This window comes from Achromobacter sp. ES-001 (genome assembly GCF_019448355.1).
GTDB classification, from domain to species: domain Bacteria; phylum Pseudomonadota; class Gammaproteobacteria; order Burkholderiales; family Burkholderiaceae_B; genus Achromobacter; species Achromobacter spanius_B.
Window position 1 is genome coordinate 3,781,045 of the sequence record NZ_CP079940.1, and the last position, 21,036, is coordinate 3,802,080.

At 64.0% G+C, this 21,036-nt stretch carries 16 protein-coding genes, 1 tRNA gene and 1 pseudogene; 12 read left to right on the forward strand and 6 right to left on the reverse strand.

Going from position 1 to position 21,036, the window contains the following annotated elements; genetic code table 11:
* Nucleotides 1-346 precede the first annotated feature (346 nt).
* Complete coding sequence (locus tag KYT87_RS16970) at nt 347-583, forward strand: toluene tolerance protein (RefSeq protein WP_104145000.1); 237 nt, start codon at nt 347-349, stop codon at nt 581-583.
* 267 nt (nt 584-850) lie between these two features.
* Here KYT87_RS16970 and KYT87_RS16975 read toward each other — a convergent pair.
* Nucleotides 851-937: transfer RNA gene (locus KYT87_RS16975), tRNA-Leu, on the reverse strand.
* A 47-nt stretch (nt 938-984) separates the two neighbouring features.
* On the opposite strand from KYT87_RS16975, the gene dapC reads away from it, so the two are divergent.
* The 5 genes from dapC (at nt 985) to KYT87_RS17000 (ending at nt 7,093) form a co-directional block, all read left to right on the forward strand.
* Nucleotides 985-2,181, forward strand: a complete 1,197-nt coding sequence (gene dapC, locus KYT87_RS16980) for a succinyldiaminopimelate transaminase (protein WP_046804656.1) — start codon at nt 985-987, stop codon at nt 2,179-2,181.
* Nucleotides 2,182-2,205: 24 nt separating this feature from the next.
* The gene (gene dapD / locus KYT87_RS16985; RefSeq protein WP_046804657.1) at nt 2,206-3,027 is read left to right on the forward strand and encodes a 2,3,4,5-tetrahydropyridine-2,6-dicarboxylate N-succinyltransferase; all 822 of its coding nucleotides are present in this window, start codon (nt 2,206-2,208) and stop codon (nt 3,025-3,027) included.
* Nucleotides 3,027-4,163 carry a succinyl-diaminopimelate desuccinylase gene (dapE, locus tag KYT87_RS16990; protein WP_219990422.1) on the forward strand — a complete coding sequence of 379 codons (1,137 nt, stop codon included), beginning with the start codon at nt 3,027-3,029 and terminating at the stop codon, nt 4,161-4,163. The genes dapD and dapE overlap by 1 nt, the downstream gene beginning before the upstream one ends.
* Nucleotides 4,164-4,265: 102 nt before the next feature.
* The gene (prmB, locus tag KYT87_RS16995) at nt 4,266-5,162 is read left to right on the forward strand and encodes a 50S ribosomal protein L3 N(5)-glutamine methyltransferase (RefSeq protein ID WP_219990423.1); all 897 of its coding nucleotides are present in this window, start codon (nt 4,266-4,268) and stop codon (nt 5,160-5,162) included.
* Nucleotides 5,159-7,093 (forward strand): ABC-F family ATP-binding cassette domain-containing protein, encoded by a 1,935-nt coding sequence (locus tag KYT87_RS17000; RefSeq protein WP_120156223.1) that lies wholly within the window; start codon nt 5,159-5,161, stop codon nt 7,091-7,093. The genes prmB and KYT87_RS17000 overlap by 4 nt, the downstream gene beginning before the upstream one ends.
* Nucleotides 7,094-7,200: 107 nt before the next feature.
* On the opposite strand, the gene KYT87_RS17005 is transcribed toward KYT87_RS17000, so the two are convergent.
* The 3 genes from KYT87_RS17005 to KYT87_RS17015 are packed head-to-tail and all read right to left on the reverse strand — an operon-like array spanning nt 7,201 to nt 11,008.
* The gene (locus KYT87_RS17005) at nt 7,201-7,506 is read right to left on the reverse strand and encodes a chorismate mutase (protein WP_046804661.1); all 306 of its coding nucleotides are present in this window, start codon (nt 7,504-7,506) and stop codon (nt 7,201-7,203) included.
* 2 nt (nt 7,507-7,508) lie between these two features.
* Nucleotides 7,509-9,803, reverse strand: coding sequence for a UvrD-helicase domain-containing protein (locus KYT87_RS17010; RefSeq protein ID WP_104144452.1), 2,295 nt, complete (start codon nt 9,801-9,803; stop codon nt 7,509-7,511).
* On the reverse strand, nt 9,800-11,008 hold the full coding sequence (locus KYT87_RS17015) for a fatty acid desaturase (RefSeq protein ID WP_104144451.1): 1,209 nt from the start codon (nt 11,006-11,008) through the stop codon (nt 9,800-9,802). Before KYT87_RS17015 ends, KYT87_RS17010 begins: the two co-directional genes overlap by 4 nt.
* Nucleotides 11,009-11,310: 302 nt before the next feature.
* Between KYT87_RS17015 and KYT87_RS30045 the strand changes: the two are divergent.
* Nucleotides 11,311-11,415 (forward strand): annotated as a pseudogene (locus KYT87_RS30045) (hypothetical protein); the annotation flags it as partial.
* Nucleotides 11,367-11,762: a hypothetical protein gene (locus tag KYT87_RS17025; RefSeq protein WP_046804664.1), complete on the forward strand. Its 396-nt coding sequence runs from the start codon at nt 11,367-11,369 to the stop codon at nt 11,760-11,762. The pseudogene KYT87_RS30045 and the gene KYT87_RS17025, both read left to right, overlap by 49 nt.
* Nucleotides 11,763-11,840: 78 nt before the next feature.
* Here KYT87_RS17025 and KYT87_RS30050 read toward each other — a convergent pair whose 3' ends face one another.
* Both KYT87_RS30050 and purN read right to left on the reverse strand, forming a co-directional pair.
* The gene (locus tag KYT87_RS30050) at nt 11,841-13,316 is read right to left on the reverse strand and encodes an RsmB/NOP family class I SAM-dependent RNA methyltransferase (RefSeq protein WP_219992704.1); all 1,476 of its coding nucleotides are present in this window, start codon (nt 13,314-13,316) and stop codon (nt 11,841-11,843) included.
* 1,123 nt (nt 13,317-14,439) lie between these two features.
* Nucleotides 14,440-15,042, reverse strand: a complete 603-nt coding sequence (gene purN, locus KYT87_RS17035) for a phosphoribosylglycinamide formyltransferase (protein ID WP_240434151.1) — start codon at nt 15,040-15,042, stop codon at nt 14,440-14,442.
* Nucleotides 15,043-15,268: 226 nt separating this feature from the next.
* On the opposite strand from purN, the gene KYT87_RS17040 reads away from it, so the two are divergent.
* The 4 genes from KYT87_RS17040 (at nt 15,269) to coaBC (ending at nt 20,981) form a co-directional block, all read left to right on the forward strand.
* Nucleotides 15,269-16,234 (forward strand): bifunctional riboflavin kinase/FAD synthetase, encoded by a 966-nt coding sequence (locus KYT87_RS17040; RefSeq protein WP_046804667.1) that lies wholly within the window; start codon nt 15,269-15,271, stop codon nt 16,232-16,234.
* Nucleotides 16,224-19,085, forward strand: coding sequence for an isoleucine--tRNA ligase (gene ileS / locus KYT87_RS17045; protein ID WP_219990424.1), 2,862 nt, complete (start codon nt 16,224-16,226; stop codon nt 19,083-19,085). The genes KYT87_RS17040 and ileS overlap by 11 nt, the downstream gene beginning before the upstream one ends.
* A gap of 2 nt (nt 19,086-19,087) precedes the next feature.
* The gene (gene lspA / locus KYT87_RS17050) at nt 19,088-19,621 is read left to right on the forward strand and encodes a signal peptidase II (protein WP_219990425.1); all 534 of its coding nucleotides are present in this window, start codon (nt 19,088-19,090) and stop codon (nt 19,619-19,621) included.
* 163 nt (nt 19,622-19,784) lie between these two features.
* Nucleotides 19,785-20,981 (forward strand): bifunctional phosphopantothenoylcysteine decarboxylase/phosphopantothenate--cysteine ligase CoaBC, encoded by a 1,197-nt coding sequence (gene coaBC / locus KYT87_RS17055; RefSeq protein ID WP_046804670.1) that lies wholly within the window; start codon nt 19,785-19,787, stop codon nt 20,979-20,981.
* Nucleotides 20,982-21,036: the final 55 nt, after the last annotated feature.

The window sequence follows — 21,036 nt, forward strand, 5'->3', positions numbered from 1 at the left end:
TCAGGATAAACCCTGGTCCGCGCGGCATATCGGGCTTGATTAACGCAGGCCCTGGGAAAGTATCCAAAGCGCTGGAAAAGTATATGGAACGCGGGGTTTTTATATCTTTTTCTTCTTATTTTTCAATGACTTGCAATAAATATTTAAGCTGTCAAACTACGCCCGCTCTTTGATCTTGGCTTCACCCTGCGGGCCCGCCGATTCCCGGCCCCGCCCCCCCGCCCGATTCCCGAATAACAAAAACACATCATGGCGCGACGTGGCATACACGCGCGCCATGCAGGCACACGCCTGTTCGTAATACCCATGTCCATCGCAACCACATCGTTTCACCAAGGAGAAACCCATGCGCTTAATCACCGATCAAGAACTCAGCAATATGTCGACGGAAAACAAGCGTCGTCGCCATCAAGAACTGGACAAGAAATTGTCGGTGGCCGCCGATCGAGGCTGGGCATGCGTGCCGCGCATCGAAGCCAGCCGCGCCAAAGTCCATGCCGCCATCCTGATGGACGTGGAATTGGGCCGCGATATCGAACCCAGAACCGAAAAGCGTCGCGACCGCATCAAGGTCAAGAACTGATAGCGGATTGAACGCCGTTGGTGCACCCCGGGGATGCATTCCGGGGATGCATTCGGGTAGTTAGCTAACCGGGGCACCAACGGCGCCGGCGCCAGGCCATCTACTGTGTGCGGAGGAATGCGGCCAAGATGGGGCTGAAAGACTGCAAATTCTAGTTGTTATGGGCAGTCAATCGGCACCCACCATTCCCGCTAAGCCGTTGATTCAAAAGCGCCTTGCGGGCACTCAGCACGGCGCCTGGGGGCCAAGCAACGGCTTTCAGTTGTATGGTGCGAAGGAGGGGACTCGAACCCCTACACCTGTTACGGCGTCAGGACCTAAACCTGGTGCGTCTACCAATTTCGCCACCTTCGCTAAAGGTCAAGCCCGCTATTGTAGCTTGCTTGTTAAAATCTTGCGTCATGAATCCGCGCCTCGATGCTTTACACCCCTACCCGTTCGAAAAATTGCGCGCGTTGCTGGCTTGCGCCGCCGCGCAGCAGAACGGTCTGACGCCTATCAACTTATCGATTGGCGAGCCCAAGCACGCCGCGCCCGAATGCGTGGCGGACGCCATTCGCGGGCATATGGACGGGCTTTCCGTGTACCCGTCCACCAAGGGCGATCCCGCGCTGCGCCAGGCGATTTCTGCCTGGCTGGCGCGCCGTTACAGCATTCCCGCCCCAGACGCCGACACGCAGGTCTTGCCCGCCCTGGGTTCGCGCGAAGCGCTGTTCGCTTTTACCCAGACCGTGATTGACCCGTCCGCTGGGTCGGTCGTGATCTGCCCCAACCCGTTCTACCAAATCTACGAAGGTGCGACGCTGCTGGCCGGCGCCACGCCCTACTTCGTCAACGCCGATCCGTTGCGCAATTTTTCCAGCGACTGGAATCAGGTGCCTGACGCCGTCTGGAAGAAGACCCGGCTGGTGTTCGTGTGCTCGCCGGGCAACCCGGCCGGTAACGTCATGTCGCTGGATGAATGGGAAGTCCTCTTCAAGCTGTCCGACCGTTACGGCTTTGTGATTGCGTCGGACGAATGCTATTCCGAGATCTATCTGGACGAAGGCGATGCCCCCCTGGGCAGCCTGCAGGCGGCGCGCCGCCTGGGCCGGGACGACTACCGCAATCTGGTGGCGTTTTCCAGCCTGTCCAAGCGGTCCAACGTGCCAGGCTTGCGGTCGGGTTTTGTGGCGGGCGACGCCGCGCTGATCGGCCGGTTCCTTTTGTATCGCACGTATCATGGCAGTGCCATGAGCCCCCTGGTGTCGGCGGCCAGCATCGCGGCCTGGGCCGACGAGGCGCATGTGAAAGACAACCGCCGCCTGTATCGCGAAAAATTCGACGCGGTCGTCCCCATACTTGAAAACGTGCTGGATGTGTCACGCCCGAAAGCCTCTTTCTACCTATGGGCGGCCACGCCGGGCTCGGATACGGCGTTTGTGCGCGACCTTTATGGCCGTACCGGTGTTACCGTTCTGCCGGGCAGTTTCCTGGCGCGGGAAGCGCATGGCGTCAATCCCGGCCACGGCCGCATCCGTATTGCGTTGGTGGCGCCTTTGGCTGATTGCGTGCAAGCAGCCGAACGCATCGCCCATTTTGTACATACTTCTGTTTGATCAACCTTTAAAAGCTGAGCCGCTATGACTCTCGACCTGCAGACCACCATCGAAAAAGCCTGGGACGACCGGACCAACCTGACTCCCTCCGACGCCAGCGCCGAAGTGCGCGAAGCGGTGGAACACACCATCGACGGGCTGGATCTGGGCCGCCTGCGCGTGGCTGAGAAAATCAACGACGACTGGGTCGTGCACCAGTGGATCAAAAAGGCCGTGTTGCTGTCGTTCCGCCTGAACGAAAACGCCATCATGGGCCAGGCGCCGCTGCAGTTCTACGACAAGGTGCCGCTCAAGTTCTCGGAATACGGCGACAACGCCTTCAAGCAAGGCGGCTACCGCGTGGTGCCGCCCGCTGTCGCGCGCCGTGGCGCGTTCATCGGCCGCAACGTCGTGCTGATGCCGTCCTATGTGAACATCGGCGCCTACGTTGACGAAGGCACCATGGTTGACACCTGGGCCACCGTCGGCTCTTGCGCGCAGATCGGCAAGAACGTGCACCTGTCGGGTGGCGTGGGCATCGGCGGCGTGCTGGAACCCCTGCAAGCCAACCCCACCATCATCGAAGACAACTGCTTCATTGGCGCCCGCTCGGAAGTCGTCGAAGGCGTGATCGTGGAAGAAAACTCGGTCTTGGCCATGGGCGTGTTCCTGTCGCAAAGCACCAAGATTTTTGATCGCGCCACCGGCAAGATCACCTACGGCCGCGTGCCGTCGGGTTCCGTCGTGGTGCCGGGCTCGCTGCCGTCGGCCGACGGCTCGCACAGCCTGGCTTGCGCCGTCATCGTCAAGCGTGTCGACGCGCAAACGCGCGCCAAGACCAGCATCAATGATCTGCTGAGGGCGTAATGAGCACGTCAGCCGTACTGGATCTGGTCAAGGACCTGATCGCCCGCCCGTCGGTCACGCCGGCGGATGAAGACTGCCAGGCGGCGTTGGCCGCCCGGCTCGAGCGCATCGGCTTCACGTGCGAAACCATCGCACAGGGCGGCGTCACCAATCTGTGGGCCCGTCGCGGCAGCGCCGCGCCGCTGACCGTGTTTGCCGGTCACACCGATGTGGTGCCTCCGGGTCCACGCGAAAAGTGGGATAGCGACCCGTTCGTGCCCACTGAACGCGACGGCTGGCTGTACGGCCGTGGGGCGGCCGACATGAAAAGCTCGATTGCTGCCTTCGTGGTGGCGGCCGAGGAATTCGTGGCGGCCCACCCGCAGCATAACGGTTCGATCGCGCTGCTGATCACGTCCGACGAAGAAGGCCCGTCCATCGACGGCACCGCCATCGTCTGCGACGCATTGAAGGCGCGCGGCGAAAAGCTGGATTACTGCATCGTCGGCGAACCGACTTCCGGCGACGTGCTGGGCGACACCTGCAAGAATGGTCGCCGCGGCTCGTTGTCGGGCAAGTTGACGGTCAAGGGCATCCAGGGCCACGTCGCCTACCCGCATCTGGCGCGCAACCCCGTGCACCAGTTGTCGCCCGCGTTGGCCGAAATCGTCTCGATTGAATGGGACCAGGGCAACGAGTATTTTCCGCCCACGACGTTCCAGGTGTCGAACCTGAACTCGGGCACCGGCGCCACCAACGTGGTTCCCGGCGAAGCGGTTGCGTTGTTTAACTTCCGTTTCTCCACGGCCAGCACGCCTGAAAGCCTGAAGGCGCGCGTGCACGCCGTGCTGGACAAGCACGGCCTGGAATACGAGCTGGACTGGGACTTGGGCGGCGAGCCCTTCCTGACCCCGCGCGGCTCGTTGACCGATGCGCTGGTGCAGGCGATTCACAGCGAAACCGGCGTGACCGCCGAACTGTCCACCACGGGTGGCACGTCCGATGGCCGCTTCATCGCCAAGATTTGCCCGCAGGTGATCGAGTTCGGTCCCGGCAACGCCACGATCCACAAGGTGAATGAGCGCGTCGAAGTTGCTTCGCTGGAACCGCTGAAAAACATCTATCGGCGCACGCTGGAAAACCTGCTGCTGAAATAAAGAGACCCCCGCGCTTCGCACGCTGCGCAAGCGCTCTGCCCCCTTCACAGGGGGCGTGTTTTTTCCCGGTTCGGCATGCTGGACGGGGATATAAGGCCTGTTATGTATCAATCCGCCCGCCAAGAATTGCTGACGCTGCGCGACCTGATCCGCTATGGTGTGTCGCGCCTGAACAGCGCCCAGGTGGCGCTGGGGCACGGCAGCGATAACGCCTGGGACGAGGCCGTCTATCTGACGCTGCACGCGCTGCACCTGCCGCTGGACACGCTTGACCCGTTCCTGGACGCCCGCGTGGTCCGTGAAGAACGCGACCGCGTGCTGGACCTGCTGGAACGCCGCGTGACCGAGCGCGTGCCCGCGGCCTACCTGACCAACGAGGCCTGGCTGCGCGGCCACCGCTTCTACGTGGACCAGCGCGTCATCGTGCCGCGTTCGCCCATTGCCGAACTGCTGGACGCAGGGCTGTCGCCGTGGGTCCAGGACCCTTACTCCGTGGAAAATGTGCTGGACATGTGCACCGGGTCGGGTTGCCTGGCCATCCTGTCGGCCATGGCCTTCCCCAATGCCCACGTTGACGCGGTGGACGTGTCGGCCGATGCGTTGGAAGTTGCCCGCCGCAACGTCGACGACTACGGCTTGGCCGACCGTCTGGACCTGCATGCCAGCAACCTCTTCGACAATCTGCCGGCTTGCCAGTACGACGTCATCATCTGCAATCCGCCTTATGTGAACAGCGGTTCTATGGACGTGCTGCCCCAGGAATACCGTCATGAGCCGCAGCTGGCCTTGGCCGGTGGCGACGACGGCATGAACCTGGTGCGGCGCATTCTTGCGTCGGCGCCACAGTACCTGGCACCTGAAGGCGTGATCGTGCTTGAGATCGGTCACGAGCGCGACTTCTTCGAAGCCGCCTTCCCGCAGCTCTCGCCCGTCTGGCTGGACACGGAAGAAGCGTCGGACCAGATCCTGCTGCTTACCCGAGAGCAACTCAGCCTGTGATACGCGCCACTGGATTGACCCTGCGCCGCGGCACGAAAGTGCTGTTAGATAGCGCTGAATTTGTCGTACACCCCGGCGAGCGCGTCGGCATCGTTGGCAAGAACGGCGCGGGCAAGTCCTCGCTGTTCGCGCTGCTGACCGGCGCGCTGGACCTGGACGCCGGCACCGTGAACCTGCCGGCGGGCTGGCGCATTGCCAGCGTCAAGCAAGAGTTGGACGCCGACAACCGCCCGGCTCGTGAATTTGTCATCGACGGCGACACGCACTTGCGCGAATTGCAGGCGCGCCGCGCCGAACTGACGGACGACCAAGGCACGCAAATCGCCGAAGTGGAAGCGGCGCTGATCGAAGCCGGCGCCTGGAGCGCCGCCTCGCGCGCAGAGCAGTTGCTGGCCGGCCTGGGCTTCAAGCCCAACGAATGGATGCTGCCGGTCGAAAGCTTCTCGGGCGGCTGGCGCATGCGCCTGGCGCTGGCCAGCGCGCTGATGGCCCCTTCCGAATTGCTACTGCTGGACGAACCCACGAACCACCTGGATCTGGACGCGATGCTGTGGCTGGAGAAATGGCTGGGGGCCTATCCGGGCACCGTCATGCTGATTTCCCACGACACCGAATTCCTGGACGCGGTGGCCAAGTCCATCCTGCATTTCGACCACGCCAAACTGGTGCGGTATCGCGGTGGCTACGGTGATTTCCTGACGCAACGCGCCGAGCGCCTGCGCCAGACCAACATCGCCTACGAACGCCAGACGCGCGAGACGGCCCGCCTGCAAGGGTTTATCGACCGCTTCAAAGCCAAGGCTTCCAAGGCGAAGCAGGCGCAAAGCCGCGTCAAGGCGCTGGCGCGCATGCAGGTGCTGGCGCCGCTGCACGCTGAAGCCGGCATCGACATCCGCATCCCCTCGCCCGACCAGGTGCCGGACCCGCTGTTGACGCTGGAACACCTGTCGGCCGGGTATACCGACGCGGCAGGCAACGCCATTCCGATTCTGCGCGATGTGACGTTGATGGTTCGCGCGGGCAGCCGTGTCGGCGTGCTGGGGGCCAACGGCGCCGGCAAAAGTACCCTGATCAAGACGCTGGCCGAAGAGATCCCCGTGCAAGCAGGCGAACGGCGTGCCTCGCGTGGCTTGGCGATTGGCTACTTTCACCAGCATCAGCTGGATATGCTGGACGTGGACAGCACGCCTATCGCCCATCTGGCGCGGCTGGCGCCGGACACGCGCGAACAAGAGCTGCGCAATTACCTGGGCGGCTTCGGCTTTTCGGGCGACACGGTCACCAGCAAAGTCGGCCCGATGTCCGGTGGCGAAAAAGCACGCTTGGCGTTGTCCTTGATCGTTTGGCAAAAACCCAATCTGCTGCTGCTGGACGAACCCAGCAACCACTTGGATGTCGAAACGCGCGAAGCGCTGGCCGCCGCCCTTGCCGACTTCGGCGGCAGCATGCTGCTGGTATCGCACGACCGGCACCTGCTGCGTACTACCGTGGACAGCTTCTGGATTGTCGCGGATGGCGCGGTGCGCGAATTCGATGGCGACCTGGAGGACTACCGCGACTGGCTGGCCGCCCGCAACGCCGGCGAGCGCGCCGAAGCCGCGCGCGAAAATGCCGACGGCAGCGAACCCGTCGTGGACCGCAAGGCGCAACGCCGCGCTGAAGCCGAACAGCGCCAACGCCTATCCGCACTGCGCAAACCGCTGGAGTCGAAGTTGGCCAAGGTCGAGGCCGAGATGGAAAAGCTGCGCGTCAAATTGCACGCGCTGGACGCCATCATTGCCGACGCCGACCTGTATTCAGACGCGCGCCGCGCCGAGCGCCAAAAGGTCATGGCCGAGCACGGCGAACACGGCAAGCGCATGGACGAGCTGGAAGAGCAATGGCTGGAAATCCAGGGTTCGCTGGAAGAAATCGACCAAAGCGAGGGATGATCCAAGCGCACGGCTGCAACCGCTGCAAAACCCGCAACAGCGGCGCAGCGGCACAGCTTGGATTGCGGATGGAAAACGGGGGGCCGATTGGCCCCCCGCTTCTTTTATTACGAGTAAGGACGTTCGCGCAGGCGGGTGTGGTGATCGATCACGGTGTCGATCACCTCGCGCAGGATGGTCTCGGCCAACGCGGGCGGCACGCCGGCCTCTTCCGCCAGGCGTCGAATGCGTTCGACCTGTTGGCTTTCCCGTTGCGGGTCCACCAGGTCCATTCCGTGATTGGTTTTCAATTCACCAATCATGTCCGTGCAGCGAAACCGCACGCCCAACAGCAGCATGATCTGCTGGTCGATTTCATCGACCTCGGCACGCAGGGACGCCAGCTCGGCTTTCGGAGACTCGTTGTTGGCCATGTTTAACCCTGAACAATATCAAGCTTCGCGATACCCAGCGCCAAGGTTTTGGCGCCCACGTCACGAAACTGGATTTCCGCCTGGGCGTCCTGTCCAGCGCCGCTCAAGCCAATAATCGTGCCATCGCCAAACCGCGCGTGATGCACGCCCTGACCCACACGATACTGCTTGTCGCCCACCGTGACACCGCTTGCGATGCCGCGAGGTTGACGCGGCGCAATGGTATTGGTGGCTTTGCGGCCGAACGCATCACCCCGATTGCCGCCGCCCCAGCCGGCGCCCGTGCTGCTGACCGGCGCCAAGCCGGCCTTGGGCGACAGCCACTTCAGATGCTCTTCGGGAATCTCGTCAAGGAAGCGTGAGCGCATCGCGTAGCGCGTCTGGCCATGCAGCATCCGGCTTTGTGCCAGGCTGATGTACAAACGCTGCCGTGCGCGGGTAATCGCCACGTACATCAGGCGCCGCTCTTCTTCCAGCCCGGACTGCTCAAGGATGCTGTTCTCGTGCGGGAACAGGCCTTCTTCAAGACCGGTGATGAAAACCGCGTCGAACTCCAGGCCCTTGGCGGCGTGCACCGTCATGAGCTGGACGGCGTCCTGGCCTTGTTGGGCCTGGTTATCGCCGGCTTCAAGCGCGGCATGCGACAGGAACGCCGCCAACGGCGTCAGCCCGTCCGAGGCCACGATGGGCGCGTCGACCACGCCCGGCATCAGCGTTGACGACGTGGCCTGGTCGGGCACCACGCCGGCAGGCATGCCATCGTAGTTTTCTTCCGACGCGAACACGGCTGCGGCCGTGATCAATTCGTTCAAGTTTTCCAGCCGTTCGGCGCCTTCGCGCTCCGCCTTGTAGTGAGCGTTCAGGCCACTGGTTTCGAGCATGTGCTCGACCATTTCCGGCAACGGCAGATCGCGCGTTTCTTCGATAAGGCGGTGGATCAGCTGGGCAAACTGTGCCAGGTTGGAACCACCCTTGCCGGCCACCAGGGCCACCGCGCCGTACAGGCTGGTGTCGTGCGCGCGGGCCGCGTCAGCCAGTTGCTCTAGCGTGCGCGCGCCTATGCCGCGCGTCGGGAAATTGACCACGCGCATCCACGACGTGTCGTCATGCGGATTGGCCATCAAGCGCAAGTACGCCAGGGCGTGCTTGATTTCCTGGCGCTCGAAAAAGCGCAGGCCGCCATAGACCTTGTACGGAATACCGGCCGAGAAGATGGCGTGCTCAATCACGCGCGACTGCGCGTTGCTGCGATACAGCACGGCGATCTCGCGGCGCAGGCTGCCGTCGTGGATCAACGAACGGATTTCGTCCACGATCCATTGGGCTTCCATGCCGTCGGAGGGCTGTTCGATGACGCGCACCGGTTCGCCTTCGCCCTGATCCGTCCAAAGATTCTTGCCCAGGCGGCCACTGTTATGGCCGATCAGCGCGTTGGCGGAATCCAGGATGTGGCCGAACGAGCGGTAATTCTGCTCAAGGCGGATGACGGTGCCGTGCGCGTAGTCGCGTTCGAAGTCGGACATATTGCCGACGTTCGCGCCACGGAACGCATAGATGGATTGGTCGTCGTCGCCCACGGCAAAGATGGCCGCGCCACCGCCGGCCAGCAGGCGCAGCCACTTGTATTGGAGCGTGTTGGTGTCTTGGAACTCGTCGACCAGAATGTGGCGGAAGCGGCGCTGGTAGTGCTCGCGTACCGGCGCATTGCGCGACAACAATTCGTAGGCGCGCAGCAGCAGCTCGGCGAAGTCAACCACGCCTTCGCGTTGGCACTGGGCTTCGTACAGCTGATAGATCTCGATCAGGCGACGGCGATGGGCGTCATAGGCCTCGACGTCTTGCGGACGAAGGCCTTCTTCCTTGGCGCCGTTGATGAAGCGCTGGACGTCCCGGGGCGGATACTTTTCGTCGTCGACGCCATTGGCCTTCATCAGGCGTTTGATGGCGGCAAGCTGGTCCGTCACATCCAGGATCTGGAAGCTTTGCGGCAAGCCGGCGTCGCGGTGATGGGCGCGCAGCATGCGGTTGCAAAGGCCGTGAAACGTGCCGATCCACAAGCCGCGCGTATCGATCGGCAAGATCGCCGACATACGCGCCAGCATTTCGCGCGCGGCCTTATTGGTGAACGTGACCGCCAGAAGCCCAAAAGGCGAAGCCTGGCCGGTTTGAATCAGCCAGGCCATGCGGGTAGTCAGTACCCGGGTCTTGCCGCTGCCCGCCCCGGCCAAGACCAGGGCGTGCTGCGGTTCTAACGTTACTGCGGCGCGTTGTTCAGGGTTGAGCTTCTCTAGCATCATGCCGCGTAGCGGCGCAGATGTTGAGCGAATTGCTCGAGCCCGGCGATGCCGCTTTGCTGGGCGCGCTGGCACCAGGCCTGCAGGTCATGAAGAAGCTGTTCGCTGCTGGCGCTGGAGCTTTCCCAGATGCGGCCGAGTTCACGACGCATCTGCACCAAGGTCGACAGCGACTTGTTTTTGGCAATGGCGCTATCCACGGCGGCAAGCTGTTCAGGCTGGAGGATTTCCTCGTTGCGGTGGATGGCACGACGCACTTGGCGCAACTTGGTGTAGTCGCAGTCTGCGTTGCCTTCCTGGCGCGAGGCCTTCAGCTTGTTCATCTCTTCGCGAGCGGCGCTCTTGATCACGTCCGCGTAGCGGGCCATGACTTCGTAGCGGTGCGTGATCACGCCTTGCAACGTGCGCAGGTCGATGCCGGTACGGCTGTCATCCAGCTTGAGCTTGGGCGCAACCTTCTTGATCTTGGCCAGGCCAAAGAACTTCAGGATGTTGATGTAGCACCAGCCGATGTCGAATTCGTACCACTTGGCCGAGAACTTGGCCGACGTGCCGTGGGCGTGGTGGTTGTTGTGCAGCTCTTCGCCGCCAATCACGATGCCCCAGGGGAACACGTTGGTGCTGGTGTCCGGGCTGTTGTAGTTGCGGTAGCCCCAATAGTGGCCAATACCGTTGACGACGCCGGCTGCCCAGAAGGGAATCCAGGCCATCTGAACCGCCCACACCGTCACGCCGACCGCGCCGAACAGGGCGACGTCGATGGCGAGCATGGACAGCACGCCCCACAAGCTGTGCTTGCTGTAGACATTGCGTTCGAGCCAGTCGTCAGGCGTACCGTGGCCGAACTTGGCCATGGTTTCCTTGTTGTTCGATTCTTCGCGATACAGCTCCGCGCCGCGGAACAGCACCTTCCAGATGCCGAACAACATGGGCGAGTGAGGATCGCCTTCCTTTTCGCACTTGGCGTGGTGCTTGCGGTGAATGGCAACCCATTCCTTGGTGACCATACCGGTCGTCATCCAGAGCCAGAAGCGGAAAAAATGCATGACGGCAGGATGGAGATCCAGACCGCGGTGCGCTTGGCTGCGATGGAGAAAGACGGTGACCGCAACAATCGTGATGTGCGTCACGACCAAGGTGAATACGACGATCTGCCACCAAGAGGCTTGGGTCAGACCACCGGCAATGAAGGAGAGGATGTAATCCATAAAGCTGTTATGAGCCTCGCTTGTTAAGTGCCTGAAGTTTAGCTTACCTTTGCCGACTTATGACAAGGGAGTTTCAAAATAGTTTTTGAGCGAAATCAAGGACTAAGCCCCGATTTCAGAGCACAAAAAACCTCTCTCGCGGCCGCTTCAGGCCGATCGCGAGGCTGGTCTCGCCAATAGACGGCCTTCAGGGCCGGCTACCCCTTCTATGTGGGGGGTATTCGCAAAGACACCAGGTTTTGGCTACATTCCGGTACTAAAGTTCCTGTCAGCAAACAGCGTTCCGCCCGTCGAGGCGCTTTGCGATGCCCGTTTGTTGCGCTCAATGCGGTCCAAAACTGTCTCTTTTGCCCCACTCATGCTGTACAGAAAACCCCGTCCCTTATTTTTCGCGGCCTTGGCGATGATGACGCTGACCGCCCACACACCCGCGCTAGCGCAGAACTTGAAGTCCGGCGATGTGACCGTGCTGGCGTCGTACTACGAGATACGGGGGTCTGACTGCCTGGCGCTGCGGGCGCCACGAGTGGTGATTACGCAAAACCCCACGCTGGGCAAGGCCAGCATCGTGCAGACGCGCGGCCAGTCCAGTGACAGCGGGCGGTGCGCTTACAAGGCCGTGCCGGTATCGCAGGTGGTGTACGCCGCGGATCAACCGGGCGCCGACACCCTGGCCTGGGAAGTGAAATACCAGAACAAGACGCTGGGCACCCGGCGCTATAGCGCGACCATCGGCGTGGCGCCGGCCCGGTAGACTCGGCCCGGCAAGCGGGGAGCAATCCGAAGATCGCAGGCCCCGCCCACCGACCGGTGTCGCCGCCGACCCGGAGCGTCAGGCGAGTTTGTCCTGCTTACCCGCGTCGGCTGCCGGATCGGATACCGCCTCAGACGCTGCCGACTCAGGAATCAGCTGGGCATCGTCCCCAGCCTCGGAATCAACGGCTGCCGGCGGGGTGGCCGTCGCGGTCGCCGTTTCCGGTTCCCGATCCAATTGCTCGTCAGGGATGCCATCTTCCAGCAGATCGGCGTCGGCCGCTTCCGCTGCCACAACGGCGTCCGCACCCGCTGCCGTGTCGGTGGCCGCGCCCTTCTTTTTGCGCTCGAATACCGCCGCGAAGAAGCCGTCCGTGCCGTGCACGTCAGGACGCAGTTGCAGATACGGGCCTTTCAGCTTCAGGTTTTCGCAACGCGAAGCCAGGATCTCGGCCGCGTCCACGCGTTCAAAGTCGGGATGGCTGGCCAGGAAGCGCTCGGCCTGTACTTCGTTTTCTTCGGCCAGCAGGCTGCACGTGGCGTACACCAGGCGTCCGCCCGGCGCCACGCATCGCGCGGCGCTGTTCAGAATGCGCTCCTGCAACTGGCCCAGTTCGGCCAGTGCCTGCGGGTGCTGGCGCCACTTCAGGTCGGGATTGCGGCGCAAGGTGCCAATACCGCTGCACGGGGCGTCCACCAGCACGCGTTGCGCCTTGCCGGCCAGGCGCTTTACGCGGGCGTCGTTCTCGCTGTCGATCACAACGGGCACCACGTTCGACAGACCGCTGCGCGCAAAGCGCGGCTTGGCGCGGGCCAGGCGCGCGGCCGACACGTCAAACGCGTACAAGCGGCCGGTAGAGCGCATCAACGCGCCCAGCAGCAGCGTCTTGCCGCCGGCGCCCGCGCAGAAATCGATGATCATTTCGCCACGGCGCGGCGCGACCAGCAGGGCCAGCAACTGGCTGCCTTCGTCTTGAACCTCGATGCTGCCGTTTTCGAATTGCGGCCAGCGGTTGATCGCCGGACGCCCTTCCATGCGGATGCCCCAGGGCGAAAACGGCATGGCGACGGGCTCGTAGCGGCCTGCACTTTGTTGCAGTTCCGTCAGCATGGCGTCGCGTTCGACCTTAAGCGGGTTGACGCGCAGATCCAGACTGGCCTGACGGTTCAGCGCTTCGACCAGCGTGTCCGGGCTGTCCATCAGCGCCAGGCGCTCGTCGAGCCAATCAGGGATGCTTCCTCGCACGGCGCGCGGCAACGTGGACAAATCGATCTGCGACACGCGCTTGAGCCATTCCGCTTCGGCGGCATCCAGGCCCTCTTCCAGCGCTTCGGCGCCCAGGGTGGCGTTCAAACCAAGAATGGCCAGGCGACGCGATGCGGGACCCACGCCGCTTTCGCCGAATTGGCGGTAGCGACGCAGGTGACGCAGCACGTCGTAAACGGCTTCGGCGACCTCGGAGCGATCGCGCGCGCCCAGGTTCGGATGGTGGCGCAGCCAGTGCGACAGCGCGGCGTCGGCCGGATAGGTCCATTGCAGGATTTCGCCCAGCACGCGTTGGACTTGATCGATGCGGATGGCCGCATACGATTGGCGCGGACGGTTGAACTGCGGCTTTTGCGACGACTGTTCGCGATTGCCCTGCCCGGCGTCACCGCCGCGCGGGCCGGCATACTGGCCGCGTTCGCCACGGTCATCCCCACGGGGGCCGTCGTAGGACGGGCGCGACTGACGTTCATGGCGCTCGGCGCCATAGGAGGAACCACGTTCACCCCCACGGTGCTCGGCCCCGTAGGAACCGCGTTCGCCGCCACGGCTTTCGCCACGGGGACCATTGTTATAGGACGGACGGGAATCCGGGCGGCCTTGGCCTTGCCCGTGTTCACCACGACGTTCCGAACCATAGGAAGCACGTTCGCCGCCACGATTCTCGCCACGCGGGCCGTTGCCGTACGACGGACGGGAATCCGGGCGGCCTTGGCCCTGGCCGTGTTCACCACGACGTTCCGAACCATAGGAAGCACGTTCGCCGCCACGATTCTCGCCACGCGGGCCGTTGCCGTAGGACGGACGGGAATCCGGGCGGCCTTGGCCTTGCCCTTGTTCACCACGACGTTCCGAACCATAGGAAGCACGTTCGCCGCCACGATTCTCGCCACGCGGGCCGTTGCCATAGGACGGACGCGAATCCGGGCGGCCTTGGCCTTGTCCTTGGCCACCACGGCGCTCCGCGCTATAGGAACCGCGCTCGCCGCCACGGTTTTCACCGCGCGGGGCGTCGTAGGACGGGCGGGGGGCCGGGCGGCCCTGGCCTTGCCCTTCCCGGCGGTCACCTGCGAACGAGCCGCGATCGCCGCCAAAGGAGCCGCGATCGCCGCGCCCCCCGGCACGGCCTTCGCCGCGCCCTTCGCCACGTTGGGCTTCAAACGACGCGCGCGGCGCCGGGCGGCCCGCCTCGCGGGCGGGACGCTCATCGCGCCCTCGCTCGGTGCGCTGCTCGCGCGCCGGCGCCTCGCGGGCTTCGCCCTTCGGACGCGAGAAAAAGGACCGACCGTCGCGCCCTTCGGAAGCGGCCCTCGGGGAGCCTGCCGGACGAGAACGCGGAGATTGGGGTTTAGTCATGGTGTGTTCCAGTGGGGCGGAGGAGTTCCGCCCGGTAAAAGCGATTCGGGGCCGCTCAGGCGGCCGGCGACCAGGTGAAAAGGCGTGCGGGATCCCCCTGCACGTCCACTCGATGGTCGGTTGTCAGGGTAACCCGGCCTTCGGCCAGCCAGCGCACGGCGGCCGGAAAAGCCTGATGTTCCACTGCCAGCACGCGGTTGGCCAGCAGTTCGGGCGTATCACCGGCCAGAACCGGCACACAGCCCTGCGCAATGATCGGGCCGTGGTCCAGCACCGGGGTCACGAAATGCACCGTGCAACCGTGCACCCGCACGCCCGTGGCCAGCGCTTGCGCGTGGGTATGCAGGCCGGGAAACGCCGGAAGCAACGACGGGTGAATGTTGACCAGCCGACCGGCGTAATGGTTGACAAAACCCGGCGTCAGCACGCGCATGAAGCCGGCCAGGATGACGTAATCGGGCGCATAGCGGTCGATTTCGGCGGCCAGCGCGGCATCGAAAGCATCCCGGCTGGCGTAGTCCTTGTGATACAGGGCCGCGGTGGGAATGCCCTGGGCGGCCGCCCATTCCAGGCCGCCCGCGTCAGGGCGGCTGGCGATGACGGCGGCAATGTCAGCCGGCCAGCCCTCATTTCGGCAGGCCTCGGCCAGCGCCTGCATGTTGCTGCCTCGCCCTGAAATCAGGATGACAAGGCGGCGCTTAGAAAGTTGTGTTTCCGGCAAGATAAAGAATCCAAAGATGGCCCCCAACGCGCCCGGCTGGGACGCGGTTCGCTTGGCGCAGCGGGCTTGTCCGCCCTCTTCCCACGCCATGAAAACCGGTCGGCGCGTGAACGATTGGGGGGATTGGAACAAACCCGGAATCCAAAATTGTAAACTCTCGCTCGTGAAACCATCGCTGCGTATCTACCGATCCCTGCCTCCGCCCGACCGGCGCGCTCCTTGCGCGCTGACGATCGGCAATTTCGACGGCGTCCATCGCGGGCATCAAGCCATGCTGGCGCGCGTCTGCGAAGCCGCCCGCGAGCGCGGGCTTACCCCTTCCGTGATGACGTTCGAACCGCATCCGCGGGAGTACTTCGCCACCTTGAACCAACGCCCCGAACTGGCGCCGACCCGGGTTTCCGGACTGCGCGACAAGCTGTCGGCGCTGGCGCGCTACGGCGTTTCCCAAGTCGTGGTGCAGCGCTTTAACGCCCGGCTGGCCGAGATGTCGGCCAACGCCTTCATCGAAAACCTGCTGGTGCAGGGCCTGCAAACCAAGTGGCTGCTGGTGGGCGAGGATTTCCGCTTTGGCCATAAACGCAGCGGCGACATCGACCTGCTGCGTGAAGCCGGCATGCACCACGGATTCGAGGTGCAGACGCTTGCCGACGTCACCGACCAGCAAGGTCATCGCATTTCCAGTTCCGAAGTCCGCACGGCCTTGGCCGTAGGCGATCTGGACCGTGCGCGCCATCTGCTGGGCCATCCGTACCATATCAGCGGCCACGTCATCCACGGCCAGAAACTGGGCCGCACGCTGGGCTACCCCACGATGAATCTGCGCGTGGCCGAACGCTGCGCCGCGCGCTCGGGCATTTATGTGGTGCAGGTTTATGGCCTGGCCGACCGGCCGTTGCCCGCCGTGGCCAGTCTGGGCGTGCGCCCAACCGTTGAAGACCGTGGCCGAGTGCTACTTGAGTCACACCTGCTCGACGACACCGTCAACGCTTACGGTAAACTCGTACGCGTCGAATTCCTGCACAAGCTGCGGGACGAAGAAAAATTTCCTGACCTCCCTTCCCTGACTGCCGCCATCGCCGAAGACGCGCGAAACGCGCGCGCCTATTTTGCCGTTCATGGACTATAAAAAGACCCTCAACCTGCCCGATACCCCCTTCCCCATGCGGGGCGACCTTGCCAAGCGCGAGCCCGCCTGGATTTCGCAGTGGGAGGAAAACCACGTCTACCAGGCGATTCGTGCGGCCAGCCGCGGCCGGCCGCGTTTCGTGCTGCACGACGGCCCGCCCTATGCGAACGGCGACATTCACATCGGCCACGCGGTCAACAAGATCCTGAAGGACATCATCGTCAAGAGCCGCAACATGGCCGGCTATGACGCGCATTACGTGCCCGGCTGGGATTGCCACGGCATGCCGATCGAAATCCAGATCGAAAAGAAATACGGCAAGCACCTGCCCGTGGCCGAAGTGCAGTCGAAGGCTCGCGCCTACGCGCTTGAGCAGATCGACCGCCAGCGTAAGGATTTCAAGCGTCTGGGCGTGCTGGGCGAATGGGATCGCCCGTACATGACGATGAACTTCAGCAATGAAGCCGACGAAATCCGCGCACTGGGCCGCATCCTGGACAAGGGCTATGTGTTCCGTGGCCTGAAGCCCGTGAACTGGTGTTTTGACTGCGGTTCGGCACTGGCCGAAGCCGAAGTCGAATACGCCGACCGCGTCGACCCTGCCGTTGACGTGGCCTTCCCGTTCGCGGAACCGACCAAGCTGGCGGCGGCTTTCGGGCTGGACTCGGTGGACAACGGCGCGATCGTCATCTGGACGACCACGCCCTGGACCATCCCGTCCAACCAGGCGCTGAACGTGCACCCCGAAATCGAATATGCGCTGGTGCGTGTATCGCCCGCGCCCAAGTTCGGCCCGCTGCTGCTGGTGGCCAAAGACCGCGTAGAAGCGTGCCTGAAGTCGTGGAACCTGGAAGGCGAAATCATCGCCACGGCGCCCGGCCAAGCGCTGTCCGAAATCGAATTCCGCCATCCGCTGGCGCAGTTCAACCCGGCCTACGATCGCCGCGCCCCCGTCTACCTGGGCGACTACGTCACGGCCGACTCGGGCACGGGCGTCGTGCACTCGGCCCCGGCCTACGGCATTGAAGACTTTGTGTCGTGCAAGGCGCACGGCATGAAAGACACCGACTTCATCAGCCCCGTCATGGGCGACGGCAAGTACGTGGACAGCCTGGCGCTGTTCGGCGGCCTGTCCATCTGGGACGCCAACCCCAAGATCGTCGAAGCGCTGACCGAAGCCGGCGCGCTGATGCACGTCGAAAAGCACAAGCACAGCTACATGCACTGCTGGCGCCACAAGACGCCGATCATCTATCGCGCCACCAGCCAATGGTTCGCCGGCATGGACGTAGCCCCGAAAGACGGCGGCCCGACCCTGCGCGAATCGGCGCTGGCCGGTATCGACGCCACGGCCTTCTACCCGGCCTGGGGCCGCGCCCGCCTGCACGCCATGATCGCGAACCGCCCGGACTGGACCCTGTCGCGTCAGCGCCAGTGGGGCGTGCCGATGGCCTTCTTCGTCCACAAGGAAACCGGCGAGCTCCATCCGCGCACGACCGAATTGCTGGAACAGGTGGCGCAGCGCGTTGAGCAAGGCGGCATTGAAGCCTGGCAAGCGCTTGAACCGCGCGACCTGCTTGGCGACGAAGCCGACCAATACGAAAAGAACCGCGACACGCTTGATGTCTGGTTCGATTCCGGCAGCACGCACGCCACGGTGTTGGGCGGCAAGGACGGCGACTTCGCCGGCTCGCACGGCGCCGAACTGGGCTGGCCCGCCGACCTGTACCTGGAAGGCTCGGACCAGCATCGCGGCTGGTTCCATTCGTCGCTGCTGACCGGCTGCATGCTGTACGGCCAACCGCCGTACAAGGCGCTGCTGACGCACGGTTTCGTCGTTGACGGCCAAGGCCGCAAGATGAGCAAGTCGGTGGGCAACGTGATCGCCCCGCAAAAGGTGTCCGACTCGCTGGGCGCGGAAATCCTGCGCTTGTGGGTGGCCTCTACCGACTATTCGGGCGAGCTGTCCATCTCGGACGAAATCCTGAAGCGCGTGGTCGAAGGCTACCGCCGCATCCGCAACACGCTGCGTTTCCTGCTGGCCAACGTGGCCGACTTCGACGCGGTGTCGCAAGCCGTGCCCTACGGCGACCTGTTCGAAATCGACCGCTACGCGCTGGCCATGACGGCGCAGATGCAGGCCGAAGTGCAGGCCAACTACGAACGCTACGACTTCCACCCGGCGGTCTCGCGCTTGCAGACGTTCTGCTCGGAAGACCTGGGCGCGTTCTACCTGGACATCCTGAAAGACCGCCTGTACACGTCGGCCCCGGGCAGCGTGGCGCGCCGCTCGGCGCAGACGGCGTTGCTGGATATCACCCAGACGCTGCTCAAGCTGATGGCCCCGATCCTGTCCTTTACGGCCGAAGAAGCCTGGAAGGAACTGGTTGGCTCGGCACTCAAGCACCAGGCCGACGCCGCGCGCACGACCATCTTCACCGAGGTCTACCACGCGTTGCCGCCGTTTGCCGACGCCGATGCGCTGTCCGCAAAGTGGTCGCGCCTGCGCGCCATTCGTGCCGAAGTCCAGCGCAAGCTGGAAGAGGTGCGCACGGCGGGTGATATCGGTTCGTCGTTGCAGGCCGAAGTGGATCTTTACGCCAGCGGCGACGACCAGCAACTGCTGGCCAGCCTGGGCGACGACCTGCGCTTTGTGCTGATCGTGTCGCGCGCCACCGTGCACGCGGGTGAAGGCGAGACGCGCATCGATGTCACGCCGTCGACGCACAAAAAGTGCGAACGATGCTGGCATTGGCGCCTGGACGTTGGCCAGGACGCCGACCACCCCGAGATCTGCGGCCGTTGCGTGTCGAACCTGTTCGGTTCGGGCGAAGCGCGCGACAAGGCGTGAACATGGCCCGCCCCTCTGACGCCGGAGCCTCGGTCGCCCCCGCCACCCGCGCCGCGCCCGCGCGCGTGGGCGGCTGGCTGGCGCTGGCGCTGCTGATCATCGTGCTGGACCAACTGACCAAGGTGTACTTCAACACCTCGTTTCAGTATGGCGAACGCGTCAACGTGCTGCCGGTGTTCGACTTCACGCTGATGTACAACCGCGGCGCGGCGTTCAGCTTCCTGGCGTCCGAGGAAGGCTGGCAGCGCTGGCTGTTCACCGGCCTGGGCTGCGTGGCCGCCGTGGTCATCACGATCATCCTGCGTCGCACGCATGGCCAGCCGCGCTTCAGCCTGGCGCTGACGTTGATCCTGGGCGGCGCCATCGGCAACGTCATTGATCGCGTTGCTTATGGCCACGTGGTGGACTTCCTGCTGTTCTACTGGAACGAGTCCTACTTTCCGGCCTTCAACCTGGCCGACGTGGGTATCAGCTGCGGCGCCGTGCTGCTGGTGCTGGACGAGTTGCTCCGCGCCCGTAAGAAGCCTCAGGCCTGACGCCTTCGCGCCGGGGCGGTCTGCCCCGGCCGCCCCTGCCCCCCCGGCTTTTGCCTCGCTTGATACCCCCTGAATGCATGACGAACGGCGCGATGCCGCAATGCAGAATAAAATCACCCTCCATTCCTCGATTTCACGGCGCTGAACCCGCCGCCACGCCCTCATGCTCGATCTCGCCCGCAAACGCATCGTCCTCGGTCTGACCGGGGGCATCGCCTGCTACAAAATCGCCGAGCTGGTGCGGCGCATGACCGAACAAGGCGCCACGGTCGATGTGGTGATGACCGAGGCGGCCACGCACTTCATCACCCCCGTGACGATGCAGGCCCTGTCGGGCCGCCCGGTATTCGTGGACGCCTGGGACGCGCGCGTGCCCAACAACATGGCGCACATCGACCTGACGCGCGGCGCCGACGCCGTGCTGATCGCGCCCGCCAGCGCCGACTTCATGGCCAAGCTGGCGCACGGCATGGCCGACGATCTGCTGTCCACGCTATGCCTGGCGCGCGCCTGCCCGTTACTGGTGGCGCCCGCCATGAACCGCGAGATGTGGGCCAACCCGGCCACGCAGCGCAATGTGCAGCAACTGCGCGCGGATGGCGTCAGCGTGTTGGGGCCGTCGGCTGGCGAGCAGGCTTGCGGCGAAACGGGCGACGGCCGCATGCTGGAAGCGCACGAGCTTCTGACCGACCTGATCGCTTTCTTTCAGCCCAAGCTGCTGGCCGGGCGCCATGTGCTGTTGACCGCCGGCCCCACGTCCGAACCCGTGGACCCGGTGCGCGTGCTTAGCAACCGTTCGTCGGGCAAGACCGGCTACGCGCTGGCCCGCGCCGCGCGTGAAGCGGGCGCTCGCGTCACCTTGATTACCGGCGCCACGTTCCTGCCCGTGCCGCGCGGCGTGACGGCGCTGTCCGTCATGACGGCGCGCCAGATGCACGACGCGGTCATGGCCAGCGCGGCGGACGCCGACATCTTCATCGCCGTGGCCGCAGTGGCCGACTGGCGCGTGAAGAACGTCAGCACGCAAAAGCTGAAAAAGACGAGCGAAGGCGGCGGCGCGCCGGTGATGGAATTCGAACCGAATCCGGACATCCTGGCTGAAGTGGCCAAGCTGGAAAACGGCCCGTGGTGCGTGGGCTTTGCGGCCGAGACCGAAAAGCTCGCCGAACATGCCGAAGCCAAGCGCCAGCGCAAGGGCATCCCGCTGCTGGTGGGCAACCTGGCGCACAAGGTCATGGACGCCGACACCACCGAACTCGTGCTGTTCGACGAGCAAGGCGCGCATCCGCTACCGGCGGGCGACAAGCTGGAAGCGGCCCGCCGCCTGATCGCTGAAATCGCGGCGCGCGTACCGGACTAGTATATTTTCTGGCCTGATTGGTTTCGGCCGGATCTTTTCCGACCGGATATCCCAG

What these genes read in the sequence shown, in the direction of transcription:
- KYT87_RS16970 (WP_104145000.1), top strand. Translation starts at nt 347, where the DNA reads ATGCGCTTAATCACCGATCAAGAACTCAGCAATATGTCGACGGAAAAC.
- dapC (WP_046804656.1), top strand. Translation starts at nt 985, where the DNA reads ATGAATCCGCGCCTCGATGCTTTACACCCCTACCCGTTCGAAAAATTG.
- dapD (WP_046804657.1), top strand. Translation starts at nt 2,206, where the DNA reads ATGACTCTCGACCTGCAGACCACCATCGAAAAAGCCTGGGACGACCGG.
- dapE (WP_219990422.1), top strand. Translation starts at nt 3,027, where the DNA reads ATGAGCACGTCAGCCGTACTGGATCTGGTCAAGGACCTGATCGCCCGC.
- prmB (WP_219990423.1), top strand. Translation starts at nt 4,266, where the DNA reads ATGTATCAATCCGCCCGCCAAGAATTGCTGACGCTGCGCGACCTGATC.
- KYT87_RS17005 (WP_046804661.1), bottom strand. Translation starts at nt 7,506, where the DNA reads ATGGCCAACAACGAGTCTCCGAAAGCCGAGCTGGCGTCCCTGCGTGCC.
- KYT87_RS17010 (WP_104144452.1), bottom strand. Translation starts at nt 9,803, where the DNA reads ATGATGCTAGAGAAGCTCAACCCTGAACAACGCGCCGCAGTAACGTTA.
- KYT87_RS17015 (WP_104144451.1), bottom strand. Translation starts at nt 11,008, where the DNA reads ATGGATTACATCCTCTCCTTCATTGCCGGTGGTCTGACCCAAGCCTCT.
- KYT87_RS17025 (WP_046804664.1), top strand. Translation starts at nt 11,367, where the DNA reads ATGCTGTACAGAAAACCCCGTCCCTTATTTTTCGCGGCCTTGGCGATG.
- purN (WP_240434151.1), bottom strand. Translation starts at nt 15,042, where the DNA reads ATGCAGGCGCTGGCCGAGGCCTGCCGAAATGAGGGCTGGCCGGCTGAC.
- ileS (WP_219990424.1), top strand. Translation starts at nt 16,224, where the DNA reads ATGGACTATAAAAAGACCCTCAACCTGCCCGATACCCCCTTCCCCATG.
- lspA (WP_219990425.1), top strand. Translation starts at nt 19,088, where the DNA reads ATGGCCCGCCCCTCTGACGCCGGAGCCTCGGTCGCCCCCGCCACCCGC.
- coaBC (WP_046804670.1), top strand. Translation starts at nt 19,785, where the DNA reads ATGCTCGATCTCGCCCGCAAACGCATCGTCCTCGGTCTGACCGGGGGC.